We start from the raw sequence: 17508 nt of genomic DNA, 5'->3' as shown, positions 1-17508 counted from the left end.
GCCGCCGCGCTACCGGCGGTCAGGCCGCCCAGCGCACCGGCCCCCACCACTCCGAGCCCGGTCATCCCCGCGGCCCGCAGGAATCGGCGGCGGTCCTGGTCGTTCTCCGCGCTCCGGTTGATCATTGAAGCCGCATGATGCTTGCCAAACACGGACGAACTCCTCCCCGCCCGCGCGGGGAGCGCGGGCGTCACTCGCGGCCGGCGAGAACGGATCCTTCGTGGACGATGCGAGTTCGGAGCCGGCGACGGACCGGTTTGGCCGGGTGCACCGATCAGGTGACCGGAATCCGGAGCCGGGCGCGTGTCGCCGGGGCCTTCGCCGGAGCCGCGATCCGGCGGCTCTCGACCGGGTGACCGCGGGGCTCGCACCAATACGCGCGGCCCTCGCCGGCGAATCACCGGTGACCAGCCGCCGGGGAAGGACTCCGCATGCCCGCCACCCGCTCAGCGCCGTCAGCGCGGGAAACCTTCGCGCTGACGCCGGAAGTCCTGATCGTCCTTGCCGCACAGGGGGACCAGCGTGCGTACGCGCGGCTGTACGAGTACCTCTCCGGGCCGGTGCACGGCAAGGTCAATGCGGTCCTGTGCTCGCCGGCCCAGTCGGAAGAGGTCACGCAGGAGGTGCTGCTGGAGATCTGGCGTCATGCTGCCCGGTTCGACCCGTCCCGTACAGCGAGGGTGCTGACGTGGGCGCTGACCATCGCGCACCGGCGCGCGGTCGACCGCGTCCGCTCCGAACAGGCATTCCGGAACCGGCAGGAAAAAGCGGCGCTGCTGGAGTTCCGCCGGCCGTATGACGACACCGGAGAGGCCGCACTGTCCATAGTGGATCGTGATCGGGTGCGCGGCGCGCTCCGCGGGCTCACCGCGCTTCAGCGCGAGTCGATCCAGCTGACTTATTTCTGCGGCCTCACCTGCCGCGAGGCCGCTGACCGGCTCGGTGTCGCGGTCGGCACCGTCAAAACCCGCATCCGCAGCGGAATGCTCCGGCTGCGGGACGCATTGGGCGCTCCCGGATGACCGCCGCCGACTTTCGCGCCCTTGCCGGCGCCTACGCGGTCGCCGGCCTCGAGCGCGGCGAGTCCGACCGGCACCTCGACGAGTGACCCGTCTGCGCGGCCGAGCTCGGGAATTCCGGGAGACGTGGCCTTGTCCGCCGTCCGCCGTGGCGAACAGCTCGTCACGCGGATCGCGCGGCCGCGTCCTCGACGCCGTCGCCACGGAGCTGAGGCCGGCGAGGTACCGGCCGCGCGACCGGCTTGGCCCAAGCACGTCGGGATCGCTAGCGTCGTGGTGTTTGCCCAGTGCGTCGGAACTGGCGGCGAGATCACGGCGCGGGCGGTCCCGCGCCGCGGTGGAGAGCGGCGTGAGCATCTGCCTTTGGCTGGCTTGACGACGGTGCTCGCCCGAATCTGTTCCCGGCCTGCCGGGTGAGCTGGCCGGGCGAGGCTATGCCGTGCGGCGTGCTTGCTGGCCAGGCGACCAGCAGTCTGCGGCCCGGTAGTCCGCGCAGCTCCAGGTCCATCGATTGGCGCGAGACAAATGCGGCGCGTGTCAGCTCGGCGCCGACAGTCCCGGTTGGTGTGCGAGTACTTCGAGACACGCGTAATGCGGCACGGTCAGACCTACCCAGCACACAGCGCACGGACTTGTCCAGCGGGCCGGCCGGTTCTGGTTGATGCCATGCGCGGGAACTCGGCGCCGACCGTCGAGGCCGCACGCGCTCTTGATGTAAAGTGCTTTTAGTGAATCGCTTGACAGGTGCTGCGGTCTGCGCTTTCCTGGGGTTGTCCGAGTGCGGACGACGGAGTCCGCGGGATGTTGGAGGAGGTAGCGGTGCTGAGTCGACGACGTGTCCTAGGTGGCTTCGCCGCCACGGCCGCGCTGGCGGCGTTGTCCGCGTGCGGTGGCGGTGAACGCGGGAGCGGGTCCGGCGGTGTACTGACGATCGCGTATCCCGAGCAGCCGAACAGTCTCGACCCGGCCAAGGCGAACCAGGCCTACGCGATTTTTCTCCAGGCGGCGTACGCGTCGTTGATCAATCGCAGGCCGGACGGTTCGCTGGCGCCCGGGCTCGCCACGTCATGGCGTTATGTCGGCGAGGGGAACCGGAAGTTCGAGCTGACCCTTCGCGAGGGCGTGCGGTTCAGCGACGGCGAACTGCTGACGGCGGACGGGGTGAAAAAACATTTCGACTACCTGATCTCGGCTGCGGGGCCGCAGGCGAACGCGCTGACCGGAGCCGTGGCGACCGTCACCGGGCCGTCGACTGTGGTGCTAGACCTCAAGGAACCGAACCCGGTTGTGCCGGACATGCTGACCAACGAGGCTCCGCTGGGCAGTGTGATCAGCCCGAAGGGGCTGGCGGCGCCGGCGCAGCTGGTCACCGTTTCGGCCGGTGCCGGGCCCTACCAGCTGGACCCGGCGCAAACGCTCGCGGGCGATCGCTACACCTACGTGCCCAACCCGCACTACTCGGGGCCGGGCACACGCCATTACGAGAAGGTCGTCATCAAGATCATGGCCAATCCCAACGCGGCGATGAACGCGTTGCGGGCGCGGCAGGTCGACGTGGTGGTCGGGCAGTACGCCTCGGTTCCCAGCGCCAAAGAAGCCCGGATGCAGATCAAGCACACGCCGGTGGTGTTCCTCGGATTGATCCTTTCCGACCGGGACGGGGTGAAGCTGCCGCCGTTGAAGGACCTGCGGGTGCGGCAAGCGATCAACTTCGCCATCGACCGGGAATCCGTTGCCCGTGCTCTCGTCGGCGAATACGGCGTGGCGACCGAGCAGACGGTCCTGCCCGGCACGGACGGCTACGTGCCGGAGAACAAGGATTTCTACCGCTACGACCCCGAACGCGCGAAACAGCTGCTGCGGGAGGCGGGCTACGGAGCCGGGTTCACCATGCCGGTGCTGACGACGACCTTCGCCAACACCATGTCCGAGGTGCTGAGCGACCAGCTCGGCAAAGTCGGCATCAAACTCGACTTGCACAACGTCGACGGCAACGCGTATTTCCGGGACCTTGCCGCCGGCACTTATCCCGCGGTTTCGGTCGGGTACGGCGGCCAGTCGATCTGGCTGGAAGGCAAGGGGCTTTTCGGACCGGACGCGCTCTTCAACGGGATGCGCACGCACAGCCCCGAATTGACCTCGCTGTACGAGCGGGCCGCTGGCGCCGATCCGGAGACCCGGGCCGGACTGGACCGCCAGATCGAGGACTTCCTGGTGAAACAGGCTTGGTTCGCGCCGGTGCTGTTCACGCCGGTGTTCTACTTCGCGCAGCCCGAGGTGAACGGGATCGAGCTGAGTCCTCGCGCGCCGTTGCCGAGCCTGCTCGACTGGCATCCGGCGAAGTGAGGGTGTCGTGCGCGGAATTCTGAGGTGGCTGCTGAGCTCGGCCGTGCTTGTGCTCGTGGTGTCGGCCTTGACCTTCGTCCTGGTCTCGCTCACGCCCGGCGACGCGGCACGCAGCATCCTGGGTGCGTCGGGAACCGAGGCGCAACACGAACAGCTCCGCCACCAGCTGGGGCTCGACCGTCCTCTGTGGACACGCTATGGCGAATGGCTGAACGGGGTGCTGCACGGCGATCTGGGCACTTCTCTGTTCACCGGTCAGCCTGTCTCGGCGGCGCTCAACGAGCGGCTGGGCGTCACCCTCACGCTCATCGTCGGCTCGATGGTCGTGGCGATCGCGGTGGGCGGAGGGCTCGGTCTGCTCAGCGCGGTCCGCGGCGGCCGGATCGGCCGGACCGTGGACGTGTTCTCCTTGCTCGGGCTGGCGATCCCGAACTTCTGGCTGGGACTGGTCCTGGTGGCGGTGTTCGCGGTGGCGCTGCGGGTTTTCCCGACGGGCGGCTACGTCGCGATGACGCAGTCTCCGGCGGGCTGGCTGGGCTCGATCGTGCTGCCGGTGGTGACACTGGGATTCGGTGCTAGCGCGATGCTGGCGAAACAGTCCCGGGACGCGGTTCTCGACGAGCTGGGCAAGGACTACGTCGTGATGCTGCGGGCGCGGGCGGTCGGGGAGCGTTCGGTGATTCTCCGGCACGTGCTGAAGAACGCCGCGGTTCCCATCGTGACCGTGCTGGGGCTGCTGTTCGTCGGCCTGCTCGGCGGGTCGGTGTTCGTCGAGACGCTGTTCGTGCTGCCGGGACTGGGAAGCACGGTCGTGCAGGCGACGACCACGCACGACATCCCGATGGTGCAAGGGGTCGCCTTGTACTTCACGGTCATCGTCGTGGCGGTCAATCTCGTGGTCGAACTGACCTATCGCAAGCTCAACCATCGGAGCGGGACATGAACCGAACGATGCGCAACCCGGTGACAGCCGTCTCCGCCGGGTTTCTCGTGCTGGTGATCGCGGCCGTGGTGTTCGCGCCGCTGCTCGCGCCGTACCCGCCGTTGGAGCAGGACCTGACGAACGTTCTGAGCGGGCCGTCCGCGGAGCACCTTCTCGGCACTGACAGCCTGGGCCGCGACGTGCTGAGCCGGCTGCTGTTCGGCGGCGGTTCGACGATGATCGGCGTAGTGCAGGCGGTGGCCGCTTTCCTCGTGGTGGGCGTTCCGGCCGGGCTGCTGGCGGGCTATTCGGGCGGGATGCTCGACACGCTGATCCAGCGGACGGCCGAGATCGTGTTCGCGGTGCCGGCGATCGTGCTGATCCTGGTCGTGCTCGCGGTGTTCCCGAACAACACCACGGCCATGATGCTCACGCTCGGAGTGCTGGGCGCGCCCGCGCTGATGCGGATTCTGCGCGGCAACACCAAGGTGATCCGGGGAGAACTCTCCGTTCAGGCCGCGCGGGCGAGCGGGTTGAGCGGGCCGCAGATCATGCTGCGCCACGTGCTTCCCCGCCTCATCGGTCCGATCATCGTGCAGGCTTCCTTGTTCGCGGCGACAGCGGTCCTGATCCAGACCGGGCTGGGGTACCTCGGGATCGGGGTGCAGATCCCCGATCCCAGCTGGGGGAACATGGTTTCCGAAGCGTCGCAGGCGATCGACCGCCAGCCCTGGCTGCTCGTGCCGTCGGGAGTGCTCATCGGGTTGGTGATCCTCGCCTTCGGCCTGCTCGGCGACGCGGCACGCGACGCGGCGGCAGCGCGGTGGTCGGCATCGTCAGGCTCACGGGCGCGGCGGGTTGTCACCCCGTCGCCGGACGCTCCCGACCCCGGGGCATTGCTGTCCGTGCGGGGCTTGACCGTGTCGTTTCCGGTGCAGGGACGGGAAACCACGGTGGTTCGCGACGTGCATCTCGATGTGCTGCCTGGCGAGACGGTCGGCATCGTCGGCGAGTCGGGCTGCGGCAAGACGGTCACCGCGATGGCGGTCCTGGGGCTGTTGCGGGGCGGCGGGCAAGTGAGCGCCGGCAGTGTCTGGTTCGAAGGCAGGGATCTCTGCACGCTCTCGCGTGCCGACCTCGCCGCCGTGCGCGGTTCGGGCATCGGGTTCATTTCGCAGGAACCGATCGCCGGACTCGACCCGGCCTTCACCGTCGGAGCGCAGCTGATCGAGACGATCCGCTTGCGCGGGTCGAGCCGGACGGATGCCCGCGCGCGGGCGATCGAACTGCTGAGCATGGTGCGGCTGCGCGAGCCGGAAGCGGTCGCGCGCCGGTATCCGCACGAGCTTTCCGGCGGGATGGCGCAGCGGATCGGGATCGCGCTCGCCCTCGCCGCGGAGCCGAGGCTGCTCATCGCCGACGAACCGACGACCGCGCTCGACGTGACGGTGCAGGCGGAAATCCTCGACCTGCTCGCCGGGTTGAGCAGGGAAACCGGCATGGCTGTCGTGCTGGTCACCCACGACTGGGGCGTGCTCGCCGCCGTGTGCGACCGGGCAGTCGTGATGTACGCCGGAGAGGTGGTCGAGCAGGGCAGCGTCGACCACCTGCTCGACGCGCCGCAGCATCCCTACACCCGTGGCCTCGCGGAGTCCAACCCGGCGCTCACGCCTCCTGGCCAGCGGCTGTCCGCTATTCCCGGCTCGGTGCCGAGCCCGGCGGAATGGCCGGCCGGGTGCCATTTCCAAGCGCGCTGCGCCCTCGCGACCGCGGCTTGCGCCGACCAGCCGATTCCGGTCGTCACGACCGCCCCGGGACGCGAGTCCCGGTGCCTGCTGACGGGAGCGCACTGATGACACCGTTGCTGTCCGTGGAAGCGCTGACCGTCGCTTACCGCACCGGCAGGCGCACGCCGCCGCTGGTCGCCGTCGACAGCGTGGACTTGGAGGTTCCGGCGGGGAAGACCGTCGGCATCGTCGGCGAATCGGGCTCGGGCAAGTCCAGCCTCGGCGCCGCGGTGCTCGGCTTGGTCCGTCCCGCCTCCGGCACGGTGCGGTTCGACGGCCGCGACATCACCGCAGTCTCCGCGAAGCAGCGCCGCGAACTGGCCGGGGAAGTGCAGGTCGTGTTCCAGGACCCCTACGGTTCGCTCAATCCGGTCAAGACGGTCGGGCAAACCCTCGCTGAGCCGCTTCGCCTGGTGCTGGGCAGGTCCCGTGCCGAGGCCAAGCAGACGGTGCGCACGGCCCTCGAGCGTGTCGGCCTGCCGCCCGAGGCAGCGGGCCGCTACCCGGCGCAGTTCTCCGGCGGACAGCGGCAGCGGATCGCGATCGCGCGCGCACTGGTGATGTCCCCACGGCTGATCGTGTGCGACGAGCCGGTCAGCGCGCTGGACCTGTCGGTGCAGGCCCAGGTGCTCAACCTGCTGCGTGATCTCCAGGACGAACTGGGCGTGAGCTACCTCTTCATCTCCCACGACCTGGCCGTCGTGCGCCACGTGTGCCACGACCTCGTGGTGATGCGAAGCGGCGAGGTGGTGGAGCGAGGCCCGACCGAGCAGATCTACCGGGATCCGCGGCACGAGTACACCCGCGCACTGCTGGACGCGGTGCCGCGCCGCCGTCCCCGCGACGTCCCGACCACCGGCCCCGCGCAGCACGACGCGGGCCGGAACAACGACCGATCAGATCCCCGACCGACAAGGAGCGCCTCGTGACCGGCATCGACCCCGCCCTGCTGACCCTGCTGGACCAGGTGGAGAGCGACTTTCCCGAACAGAGCCCGGAGAGCCGGACCCAGCAGCGGGCGCGGATCAACGAGATGATCGACCGGATGATGGTCAAGGGCTCCGAACCGGCGCCCGCGGTCCGGTCGATCACGGACTACGCGGTGCCGGTCGCCGGCGGCCGGATCGAGGTGCGCGTGTTCACCCCCGAAGCCGACGGGCCGCTTCCGGGGCATCTGCACATCCACGGCGGGGCGTTCTGGCTCGGCTCGGCGGTCGGCCTTTCCGAGGACATCGCGTGCCGGGAACGAGCCGCCGGAGCGGGCGTGGTCGTCGTGTCCGTCGAGTACCGGATGGCCCCGGAACACCAGTTCCCCGGCCCGGTGGAAGATTGCTACGCGGCGCTGGAGTGGATGCACGCCGAGCACGCGAAGCTCGGCATCGACCCGTCCCGGCTGTCCGTGGGCGGGGCGTCGGCAGGCGGGAATCTCGCGGCGGCGGTGTCCTTGCTGGCCGCGGAACGCGGCGGTCCCGCGCTGCGGCTCCAGTTGCTCGAGGTGCCCGTGCTGGACCTCACCGGCGGCCATCTCGACGACGCCGGCATCGAACCCAGCGACGCCGATTTGCCGCGGGTGCGCGGGATCTACCTGGGCGACCCGGCGCAGGCGACGAACCGGCTGGCCTCGCCGCTGCTCGCCGACGATGTGACGGGGTTTCCCGACACCCACGTCCTGACCGCCGAATTCGACGTGCTGCGCGGCGACGGCGAGGCGTTCGTGCGGCGCTTGCAGGAAGCGGGCATGCCCGCGACCGGGCACCGGATGGCCGGCCACCTGCACGCGTCGCCGATGCTGACGAGAGTGTTCCCCGCCGCGCGGCTCTGGCGGACGGAGGTGATCGAACGACTGCGCAAGGCACACGTCGCGGGGTGATGGAAGGATGGTCGAGGGCGCAGGGAGGGATGGGGCCGATGGCGAACGGGAAAGTGACGATTTACGACGTCGCGCAGGCGGCGGGCGTCAGCATCGCGACGGTGTCGCAGACCCTCAACCGCCCTGGCCGGGTCAACGCCCGGACGAGGCAGCGCGTGCTCGATGTCATTGACGAGCTCGGTTTCGTGCCGAAGGCGACCGCGGTTTCCCATGCGCGCAAGGCAGTCGGCCGAGTCGGCGCCATCGCGCCGTTCACCACCTACGACTCCTTTCGGCGCCGGCTGAAAGGCCTGTTGCCCGAGGCACAGTCGCAGGAGCGCGAAGTCGTGGTGTACGACCAGGTATCGGCGGCCGAGGCGCCATCGCCGCTGTTGAGCGCCGTTCCGGTCACCCAGCGGCTGGACGGGCTGATCATCATGGGCCTGCCGCTGGAGGACAGCCTGGCCGAGCGGTTGCGCAAGTCGGGCCTGCCGACGGTCCTGGTCGACAGCAGCCATCCGGAGCTGAGTTCGGTCTCCATCGACGACGAGCTCGGCGGATACCTCGCCGGCCGGCATCTGCTGGAGCGGGGACGGCGGCGGATCGGTTTCGTGTCCGAACCCGAGCTGACCTTCGCCACCCGCGACTTGCAGGGAAACCGCCGCGAAGCTGGCCTGCGCCGGGCGATCGCGGAGGACGGCCGCGACCCGGCCTCGGTCGAGGTCCACTTCACCGAGAACTCGGTGTCGGGCGGGCAGGCGGTGGTGCGGGAGCTGGCTGACTCCGGCCGGCTTCCGGAAGCCCTGTTCGCCCATCACGACGCGCTCGCCGCCGGCATTCTTCTCGAATGCCGCCACCGCGGAATCGCCGTTCCCGACGATCTCGCGGTCATCGGATTCGACAATGGCGATCTCGCCGAAGCACTGGAGATCACCACGATTCATCAGCCGCTCGAGGAATCGGGACGGCTCGGCGCGAAACTGCTGAACGATGCCCTCGCCGATCAGTCGGCCACCGTCCAGCACGTGCTGCTCCCGGTCCGCTTGGTCGAACGCGCGACTGCCTGATCCGCCGCGTTTTTTGACTGCCGGAAATTCCGGCAGTCCTCGGCCTGGGCGCAGCATGCCCATTTTCTTCAGGAAAGAAGGCAGGAATGTCTGTCATTGTCCGCACGCAGTCAGGTGACGTGCGTGGAAAATTCGCGCAGGGCGTCGCGGAATTCCTTGGAATTCCCTACGCCGCGCCGCTCGACCGCGGACGCCGGTTCGCCGCACCGCAGCCGCCGCGTCCGTGGCCGGGAGTACGCGACGCCCTCGAGTTCTCGGCCGCGCCTCCGCAGGCTCCGCCGCCCGGCCCGCAACCCGCGGTCTGGTCGCCCGGCGACAGCACGGAATCGTTGTGCGTCAACGTGTGGACGCCGGAACCGGCCGGCAGCGGACTGCCGGTTTTCGTGTGGATCCACGGCGGGGCATTTCTCTCCGGAACGGCCTCGATGCCCGGCTACCACGGGGCGGGTCTCGCCGCGGCCGGTCAGGTGGTCGTCACCCTGAACTACCGGGTCGCGTTCGAAGGATTCGGCTGGCTTCCCGACGCTCCCGCCAACCGCGGGATCCTCGACCAGATCGCGGCACTGCGCTGGATCCAGGACAACATCAGCGCGTTCGGCGGCGACCCCGGCAACGTCACGATCGGAGGCGAATCCGCCGGCGGAGCCTCGGTGGCGGCGCTGCTGGCCGCACCGCCCGCGCGCGGGCTGTTCCGCCGGGCGAGCGTGCAGAGTGCGTCTTCCCGGTTCCTGGACGTGGCCGAGGCAAGGCGCGTCACCGACATCATCGCCGCGGAACTCGGCTTGCCGGCCTCGGCCGCCGCCTTCGACGAGGTCGCGCCTGAGCGCATCCACGAGGTGCAGCACGCGCCGGTGGCGGTCATGGCGCAAGACCGCCGCGCGTGGACGATGGCCGAGGCGATCACGCCGTATTACCCGGTCATCGACGGAACGGTGCTGCCGCAAGCGCCTTGGCACGCGCTGCGCGCCGGGGCCAGCCGGGACGTCGATCTCATCGCTGGATTCACCCGCGACGAGTACGCGCCCTTCGCGGAGATGCAGGGCTTGGCCGACGCCGATCCTGCCGCGGTCGCACACGACCTGCGGCTCCCGGCGTCCGCGGTCGAGGACTACCGCGCCGGGAAGCCCGGCATCGCCGACAGCGCGCTGATCGTCGACATGATGTCCGATTCGCTGTTCCGGATGTCTTCCCTCTGGTGCGCCGAGTCGCACGCCGAAGCCGGCGGCCGGACGTATCTCTACGAGGTGACGTGGGACGGCACCCCGTTCGGCGCCTGTCACGGCATCGATATCCCGCTCGTCTTCGGGAACGTCGACGACGACGCCGCGCCGTTCCCGATGCTGTTCGGCGGCGGTTTGGAAGGTCTCGACGACTTCGCCGCGCTGTCGGCGTACGTGCGCAAGTCCTGGACGTCCTTCGCCGCCAGCGGCGATCCGGGATGGCCGCAGTACCGCTTGGACACCCGGCTGACCCGGCTCCTCGGGTCGCCCGTCGCCACCGTCGCCGACCCGGAGGCAGTCTCCCGCCGGGTCTGGGAGCCGTGCTACCGCGCATAGGACACCTGCACCACCGTTCGAGAACAACCGAAACAGCCAGGAGCAAGGGTGAAGAACTCTCCCCTCATCACTATCGGAACGCTGCTTTCCGCCGCGTTGATCCTGTCCGCCTGCACCTCGGGGGCCGACAGCGCCGCGCCCGCCTCGTCCGCGGCGCAGGCCGCGCCCGCCGGGGGAGGAGCGTGCGACAGCACCGGCAAGGCGAAAATGCCGACCCAGGTTCCGGGGATGGCCCCGCCCGCGACGAAGGAAGCGCCGATTTCGCCGACGCACCAGGACATCGCGTACGCGACGAAGTCGCCGGCGCAGAAACTCGACCTGTACCTCCCCGCGGGCGCGAACGAGAAAACCCCGCTGCTGATCGACATCCACGGCGGCGGGTTCCTCTTCGGCGACAAGCGACAGGAGGCTGAGCTCGTCGTCGAGGAGCAGGTCAAGCAGGGATATGCGGTCGCGAGCATCAACTACCGGATGGCGTGCGAGGCGAAGTTCCCCGCGGGCGTCCAGGACGTGAAGGCGGCGATCCGGTGGCTGCGCGCGCATGCGGCGGAGTACCGCCTCGATCCGGACCGGTTCGCCACGTGGGGCCAGTCGGCCGGGGCCTACCTGTCGACGATGGCCGCGGTCACCGGCGACCAGAAAACCGTCTTCGACGACGACAGCCTGGGCAACCCCGGGGTGTCCAGCGCCGTGCAAGGCGCGGTGAGCTGGTACGGCCCGTACGACTTCGGCGCGATGGACGGGCAGTTCGCGACTCATCGGCCGGCCGCTTGCACCAGCGACGTCCTCGCCCACGGCAAGGCCGACTCGCCGGAATCCACCTGGCTCGGGGGAGCGCTCGATTCGGTGGCGGACAAGGCGAAGCAGGCCAACCCGGCGACCTATCTGGCGACCGCGCGCACCATTCCGCCGATCAGTTTCGCGGCCGGTGACTCGGACTGCGCCATTCCGCACCAGCAGTCGGAGGACATGCACGACGCGGTGAAAGCCGCGGGCGGCCAAGCGACGCTCGCCATCGTCAAGGGCGCCGGCCACGGCCCGGCGGTGGATCAGGCGCAGACCGGTGCGGCACTCGAATTCGTGAACGGGCTGTTCAAGCGGAAGTGACTCCGGGCGCAGCGGGCAGCGCGAAACTGCCGGAGGGGTGAGAGGATCGGGCGCATGCCGGGCAACTTGTCGACTCCGGGCGCGAGCGTCGCCTCGCGGGTGTTCGCTCTGCTCGGCGCGTTCGATTCCGAGCATCGGTCGCTTTCGCTGACGGCGCTGGCGGCTCGTGCCGGGCTGCCGCTGCCGACTGTCTATCGAATGGCGGCCGAACTGGTCGGCCTCGGCGTGCTGGAACGGCGGGGCGACCGCTACGTGGTGGGACGCCGGCTGTGGGACCTCGGGCTCCTTGCGCCGGTGCAGTCCGGTCTGCGGCAGGTGGCGGCGCCGTTTCTGCAGGACCTCTACGCCGCCACCGGGGCCACGGTGCACCTCGCCGAGCGGGACGGCCTGCGCGTGCTGTACCTCGACCGGTTGCGAGGGAACGCGTCGGTGCCGGTGGTCAGCCGGGTCGGCGGCCGGCTTCCCTTGCACGCCACCGGGGTCGGCAAGGTACTGCTGGCCTGGGCTCCCGACGACGTGCAGGGCGAGGTCTTCGCGGCGCTGACGCGCGTCACCCGCCACACGATCACCCAGCCCGGGCAGTTGCGGGACCAGCTGGCGCGCATCCGCCGCGAGGGCTTTGCGCAGACTGTCGAAGAGATGACGCTCGGCGCGTGTTCGGTCGCGGTGCCGGTCCGGGCCCGTCCGGACGGCGAGCCGGTGGCCGCGCTCGGTGTCGTCGTGCCGGATTTGCGCCGCGGCCGGTCTCGCCTGGTTTCCGCGCTCCAGGTCACCGCGGCCGGGATCGGCCGCGGCTTGGCGGCGAACGGGCTTTCACTGAGCGAAAGCCCGGCGTAGCCGATCCCGGGGCAGGGGAGCCAGACTTCCGGGCATGCGCACTCAAGTCGCCATCGTCGGAGCCGGGCCCGCCGGCTTGCTCCTGTCCCACCTGCTCGACCGTGCAGGCGTCGAATCGGTGATCGTGGAGACCCGTTCGCGCGAGTACGTCGAGGCGCGGATCCGGGCGGGGATTCTCGAACAGTCCACAGTGGACCTGTTGCGGGAGAACGGGCTCGGCGACCGGCTGGACCGCGAAGGCGATCGGCACCGCGGCATCTACCTGCAGTGGCCGCACGAACGCCACCACGTCGATTTCGTCGACCTGGCCGGACGCGGCGTCACCATCTACGGCCAGACCGAGGTCACCAAGGACCTGGGGCGGGCAAGAGCGGCCGCGGGCCAGGAAATCCGTTACGAGGTAAGCGAAACCGCCGTGCACGACCTGGACACCGACCGGCCGTGCGTGACGTTCACCGGACCGGACGGCGTCGCCGAGCGCCTCGAAGCCGACGCAGTCGTCGGCTGCGACGGCTCTTTCGGGCCGTGCCGCACCGCGATCCCGGACGCCGCGAAGCAAACCTGGCAGCGCACCTACCCGTACGCCTGGCTGGGCATCCTGGCCGATGTCGCCCCGTCGACCGATGAACTCGTCTACGCCTGGCATCCGGACGGGTTCGCCATGCACTCCATGCGCTCGGCCACCGTCAGCCGGCTCTACTTGCAGGTGCCCACCGACACGAACCTCGCCGACTGGCCGGACGAGCGCATCTGGGCGGCGCTGGCGACCCGGCTCGGCCACGGACAGGACGGCTGGACACTGACGCCGGGCCCGATCACGGACAAAAGCGTGCTGCCGATGCGAAGCTTCGTCCAGCAGCCCATGCGCTACGGCAGGCTGTTCCTCGCCGGCGACGCCGCCCACATCGTGCCCCCGACCGGAGCCAAAGGGCTGAACCTCGCGGTGGCGGACGTCGCTCTGCTCGCGCCCGCGCTGACCGCCTTGCTGCGGGACAAAAACCCGGCCCTCGCTGACGCTTACTCCGACACCGCGCTGCGCCGGGTCTGGCGCAGCACGCACTTTTCCTGGTGGATGACCACGATGCTGCACCAGTCCGGGGACCCGTTCGACCAGCAGCTGCAGCTGTCCCAGCTCCGCTGGCTCGCCACCAGCCAAGCCGGAAAAACCGGGCTGGCGGAGAATTACGCCGGTCTGCCGATCGGATGGTGAGGGAACCGGACGCGGTCGCGGGCAGGCCCCACGCCGAAAATGCCGCGGCAACCGCCCCCGGTGTCCTCCTCGAGCCGGTGCGGGTACGGACGCGTGCGCGGGTTGATACCGGTTGTCGGGAGCCCGCGGCCCAGTGCAGTCGAGATGTCCCTTGAACGCGAACTCCTCGGGATCGATGCTCATCGCCGGTCTCGCCGAGGTCCGCTGTCGCAGGTGAACACCGGTTCGCGGGTGGAGCACATTTCCCCGATCGCGCATGGGGGAAGAGGTGCTCTCCGGTGCTCCCTTCGACGGGCGACCGGGCTTCAGTCCGGCTGGTCTGGCTGTCGAGGATCCCTGAGCGGGATCGGAGGAGCCGGCATGATCATGTAAAGTGCTTTTTATGAATCACTTGACAAGGGGGTCCGGTCTGAGGTTTTCTGGAGTAAGGACCCAAGCACGGACGGTAAGGCGTGCCGGGTGCCTGAGGAGGTAGTGGTGCGCAGTCGACGGCAAGTGCTCGGCGGATTCGCGACGTCCGCGGTGCTGGCACGTGCGGGAGGCGGCCCACCTGCCGGCCGGGCCGGCGACGAGGACGGAGTGCTGACGGGCGCGCATCCAGATCCGCCGGAAAGCCCGGATCCTGCGACGGCGAATCGGGCATTCGCGATCTGCCTGCCGGGCGGCAATCGCGAAACCGGCCCGTGCCTCGCGGCTGCGGGGACTGTGGACGCCGTCGAGGTCCGGCACGCCGGGAACTCCGTCGGGGTGGCCGGGCGATCGTCCGGAATCCGGTCGGCGCCGGAGCGCTGCCGAGGCGTCGCTCGCCCGCCGTGACGGACTGGCCGCCGGCGTCGCCCTTTCGAACGCCGGCCCGGCCTATTTCGGCGCCAGGCGACCTCGCCGAAGCGCCGGAAATCACCAGGATCCGGCGCCCGCTCGAAGAATCAGGAGCGCTGGGCGCGAAACTCCGCGGCGACGCCCTCCCGGCCAAGGCTGCAGCGTCCAGCACCTCGCGTTGCCGGTGGGGCTGATCGAACGCACCACCGCCGGACCGGCACGGTCGGCGCGCAATGCCCCGGCTGCCGGGCAATTTCTGTTCGCCAGCCTGTTTCTTGATGCCCGTTTTTCTGCTGCGAATGGAAAATTCATGATTGTCAAGACAACTTCAGGAAATGTGCGCGGCACCGTCTCCGGTGGAATCGCGGAGTTCAAGGGGATTCCTTACGCGGCGCCGCTCGACGGGGGACGCCGGTTCGCGCCGCCGGAGCCCGCCGAGCCGTGGGACGGGGTACGGGACGCGACGGAATTCTCGGCCGCGCCGCCACAGGCGCCGCCCGTCGGGCCGATGCCCGCCGTCTGGTCGGCGGGCGACAGCACCGAATGCCTGAGCGTCAACGTCTGGACGCCGGAGCCGCTGTCCGGGGGACCTCCGGTTTTCGTCTGGGTGCACGGCGGAGCGTTCCTCGGCGGAGTGTCGTCGGAACCGAGTTGCGACGGCGCCCGCTTCGCCGCCGGTGGCGCCGTTGTGGTGACAATGAACTACCGGGTCGGCTTCGAAGGTTTCGGCTGGCTTCCCGACGCGCCGTCGAACCGCGGCATCCTCGATCAGATCGCGGCCCTGCGCTGGGTCCAGGACAATGTCGCCGGATTCGGCGGCGACCCGTCCAACGTCACGATCGCGGGAGAGTCCGCCGGCGGGGCCTCGGTCGCGGTCCTCCTCGCTTCTCCGCTCGCGCGGGGTCTGTTCCGCCGCGCGATCGTCCAGAGCTCCTCGTCCCGCTTCGTCGGCGAGGGCGAAGCGCGGCGGGTCACCGAGATCATCGCCGCGGAACTCGGCGTTGCCGCCTCGGCCCGGGGTTTCGCCGAGGTGGCCTCGGAGCGTGTTCACCGGGTGCAGAACAGTCCGGTCGAGGTGATGGCGAAGGACCGCAGTGCCTGGACGACGGCCGAAGCGATCACCCCGTTCTACCCGATCGTCGACGGCGTCGTGCTGGAGCAGGCGCCGTGGCAGGCGCTGCGCGCGGGAGCGAGCCGGGACATCGACCTCATCGCGGGTTTCACACGCGACGAGTTCGCGGCGTTCGCGGAGATCCAGAATCTGCTCGACGCGGATCCTCGCCGGATCGCCCGCGACGTACGCCTGCCGGAATCCGCTGTCGACGAGTACCGCGCCGGAAATCCCGGCATCACCGACGGCGAACTGGTCGTCCGGATGATGTCGGATTCGTTGTTCCGCATGTCGTCCCTCTGGTGCGCGGAAGCACACGCCGAGGCGGGCGGCAGGACTTTCCTCTACGAGGTGACCTGGGACGACACGCCGTTCGGGGCGTGCCACGCCATCGACATCCCGCTCGTGTTCGGGAATCTGGACCAGCGGACGACCTCCTTCCTGTTCGGGGGGCACCCGGTCGACGCCGATGGTTTCCTGCGTCTGTCCGAGGAAGTCCGCAAGTCCTGGACCGCGTTCGCCGGGACCGGCGATCCGGGCTGGCCGCGTTACGAACTCGACAGCAGGCTCACCCGCCTCCTCGGCTCGACCGTCAAGACGGTCGCGGATCCGGAGGAGGTGTCCCGCCGCATCTGGCATGCGCGCTACAGCGGATAGCTCCTCTGCGCCTTCGGCGGAACCCCCATCATCCCTGCGGACAGGACCATTTGTGACCAGCTCATCGACCCGTCCCGGCCCCGTCCGGAAAATCCGGACGGCCGCGGTCTTCCTCTCCGCCACGCTGCTGTTAGCGGCCTGCGGCTCGGAAACCGGCACAGCGTCCACCAATCCGTCCTCCCAGCCCGCCGCTGCCGCCGCGGGGTCGCTGTGCGGCGCCGACGGCAAGATCAACATGCCGACAGCGGTACCGGAAGCTGGGCCGCAGACAGCCCCGGCACAGGGCAAGGCCGCGACACCGACTCACAAGGACCTCGCCTACGCCACGACATCCCCAGCGCAGAAACTCGACCTCTACCTCCCGCCGGGAGCCACCGGGAAGACCCCGCTGCTGATCGACATCCACGGCGGCGGATTCCTGCTCGGCGACAAGGCACAGGAGGGCCAACTGCTCGCGCCGGATCAGCTCGCCCAGGGATACGCGGTGGCCAGCATCAACTATCGCCTCGGATGCGAGGCACGGTTCCCCGCCGGGGTCCAGGACGTGAAGGCCGCGATCCGATGGCTGCGAGCCCATGCCGCGACCTACAATCTGGACCCGGACAAGTTCGTCGCCTGGGGCCAGTCCGCCGGCGCGTACCTGTCGGCCATGGCCGCGGTCACCGGGGACCAGAAGACCGTTTTCGATGACGACAGCCTGGGCAACGCCGGTGTCTCCAGCGCCGTGCAGGGTGCCGTCGCCTGGTACGGCCCGTACGATTTCGGCACGCAGGACAAGCAATTCGAGAAGAATCGCCCGGCCGCGTGCAAGACCGAGATTCTCAAGCACGGCCCGTCCGACGCCCCGGAAAGCACCTGGCTCGGCGGTGCGCTCGACACCGTGCCCGACAAAGTGAAGCAGGCCAACCCGGCCACCTATCTCCCGACGGCCCGTTCGATCGCGCCGATCAGTCTCGCCGCCGGAGACTCGGACTGCCTGATCCCGCACCAGCAGTCGCAGGACCTCCACGACGCGATCAAGGCCGCCGGCGGTCAGGTGACCATCAGCATCGTGCCGGGGGCGGGGCACAGCACAGCAGTGGACAAGGCCGAGATGCACTCCGCGCTGAAGTTCGCCGACGGCCTCTTCAAGCGGTGACGCGATCGACTCCGCGACTCGACTGATCTCTCCTGGCTCTGCATCCGAGTCCCGACGCGATCGGCCGCGTGGAGCGCACTGAA

At 69.5% G+C, this 17508-nt stretch carries 14 protein-coding genes and 1 pseudogene; 14 read left to right on the top strand and 1 reads right to left on the bottom strand.

Annotated features, from left to right (window positions below; genetic code table 11):
* Window positions 1-152: pseudogene (locus tag ACFXI3_RS40080) on the bottom strand (ferritin-like domain-containing protein); the annotation flags it as partial.
* 279 nt (window positions 153-431) lie between these two features.
* Between ACFXI3_RS40080 and ACFXI3_RS40075 the strand changes: the two are divergent.
* The 14 genes from ACFXI3_RS40075 (at window position 432) to ACFXI3_RS40010 (ending at window position 17425) form a co-directional block, all read left to right on the top strand.
* Window positions 432-1022, top strand: coding sequence for a sigma-70 family RNA polymerase sigma factor (locus ACFXI3_RS40075; protein ID WP_378406796.1), 591 nt, complete (start codon window positions 432-434; stop codon window positions 1020-1022).
* Window positions 1023-1838: 816 nt separating this feature from the next.
* Complete coding sequence (locus ACFXI3_RS40070) at window positions 1839-3365, top strand: ABC transporter substrate-binding protein (protein ID WP_378406794.1); 1527 nt, start codon at window positions 1839-1841, stop codon at window positions 3363-3365.
* 7 nt (window positions 3366-3372) lie between these two features.
* Window positions 3373-4308: an ABC transporter permease gene (locus ACFXI3_RS40065; protein WP_378406792.1), complete on the top strand. Its 936-nt coding sequence runs from the start codon at window positions 3373-3375 to the stop codon at window positions 4306-4308.
* Complete coding sequence (locus ACFXI3_RS40060) at window positions 4305-6140, top strand: dipeptide/oligopeptide/nickel ABC transporter permease/ATP-binding protein (RefSeq protein ID WP_378406790.1); 1836 nt, start codon at window positions 4305-4307, stop codon at window positions 6138-6140. Before ACFXI3_RS40065 ends, ACFXI3_RS40060 begins: the two co-directional genes overlap by 4 nt.
* Window positions 6140-7003, top strand: coding sequence for an ATP-binding cassette domain-containing protein (locus ACFXI3_RS40055; RefSeq protein WP_378406788.1), 864 nt, complete (start codon window positions 6140-6142; stop codon window positions 7001-7003). The genes ACFXI3_RS40060 and ACFXI3_RS40055 overlap by 1 nt, the downstream gene beginning before the upstream one ends.
* Window positions 7000-7944, top strand: coding sequence for an alpha/beta hydrolase (locus ACFXI3_RS40050; RefSeq protein ID WP_378406786.1), 945 nt, complete (start codon window positions 7000-7002; stop codon window positions 7942-7944). Before ACFXI3_RS40055 ends, ACFXI3_RS40050 begins: the two co-directional genes overlap by 4 nt.
* 38 nt (window positions 7945-7982) lie before the next feature.
* Window positions 7983-8990 (top strand): LacI family DNA-binding transcriptional regulator, encoded by a 1008-nt coding sequence (locus tag ACFXI3_RS40045; RefSeq protein WP_378406784.1) that lies wholly within the window; start codon window positions 7983-7985, stop codon window positions 8988-8990.
* Between the two features lie 86 nt (window positions 8991-9076).
* Window positions 9077-10546 carry a carboxylesterase/lipase family protein gene (locus ACFXI3_RS40040; RefSeq protein WP_378406782.1) on the top strand — a complete coding sequence of 490 codons (1470 nt, stop codon included), beginning with the start codon at window positions 9077-9079 and terminating at the stop codon, window positions 10544-10546.
* Window positions 10547-10594: 48 nt separating this feature from the next.
* On the top strand, window positions 10595-11653 hold the full coding sequence (locus ACFXI3_RS40035) for an alpha/beta hydrolase fold domain-containing protein (protein WP_378406780.1): 1059 nt from the start codon (window positions 10595-10597) through the stop codon (window positions 11651-11653).
* A 54-nt stretch (window positions 11654-11707) separates the two neighbouring features.
* A complete protein-coding gene (locus tag ACFXI3_RS40030; RefSeq protein ID WP_378406778.1) occupies window positions 11708-12490 on the top strand; it encodes an IclR family transcriptional regulator in 783 nt (260 codons plus the stop codon).
* Window positions 12491-12524: 34 nt separating this feature from the next.
* Entirely contained in the window at window positions 12525-13700 is a 1176-nt protein-coding gene (locus tag ACFXI3_RS40025; RefSeq protein WP_378406776.1) for a 4-hydroxybenzoate 3-monooxygenase, read from the top strand.
* A 459-nt stretch (window positions 13701-14159) separates the two neighbouring features.
* Window positions 14160-14516: a hypothetical protein gene (locus ACFXI3_RS40020; protein ID WP_378406774.1), complete on the top strand. Its 357-nt coding sequence runs from the start codon at window positions 14160-14162 to the stop codon at window positions 14514-14516.
* Between the two features lie 313 nt (window positions 14517-14829).
* On the top strand, window positions 14830-16287 hold the full coding sequence (locus ACFXI3_RS40015; RefSeq protein WP_378406772.1) for a carboxylesterase/lipase family protein: 1458 nt from the start codon (window positions 14830-14832) through the stop codon (window positions 16285-16287).
* Window positions 16288-16339: 52 nt separating this feature from the next.
* Window positions 16340-17425 (top strand): alpha/beta fold hydrolase, encoded by a 1086-nt coding sequence (locus ACFXI3_RS40010; RefSeq protein WP_378406770.1) that lies wholly within the window; start codon window positions 16340-16342, stop codon window positions 17423-17425.
* The last annotated feature ends 83 nt before the right edge of the window (window positions 17426-17508 follow it).

The organism is Amycolatopsis sp. NPDC059235, assembly GCF_042754125.1.
Classification (GTDB): Bacteria; Actinomycetota; Actinomycetes; order Mycobacteriales; family Pseudonocardiaceae; genus Amycolatopsis; species Amycolatopsis albidoflava.
Note: the sequence above shows the minus strand (reverse complement) of the source record. Positions and strands in the feature narration are given on the sequence as shown.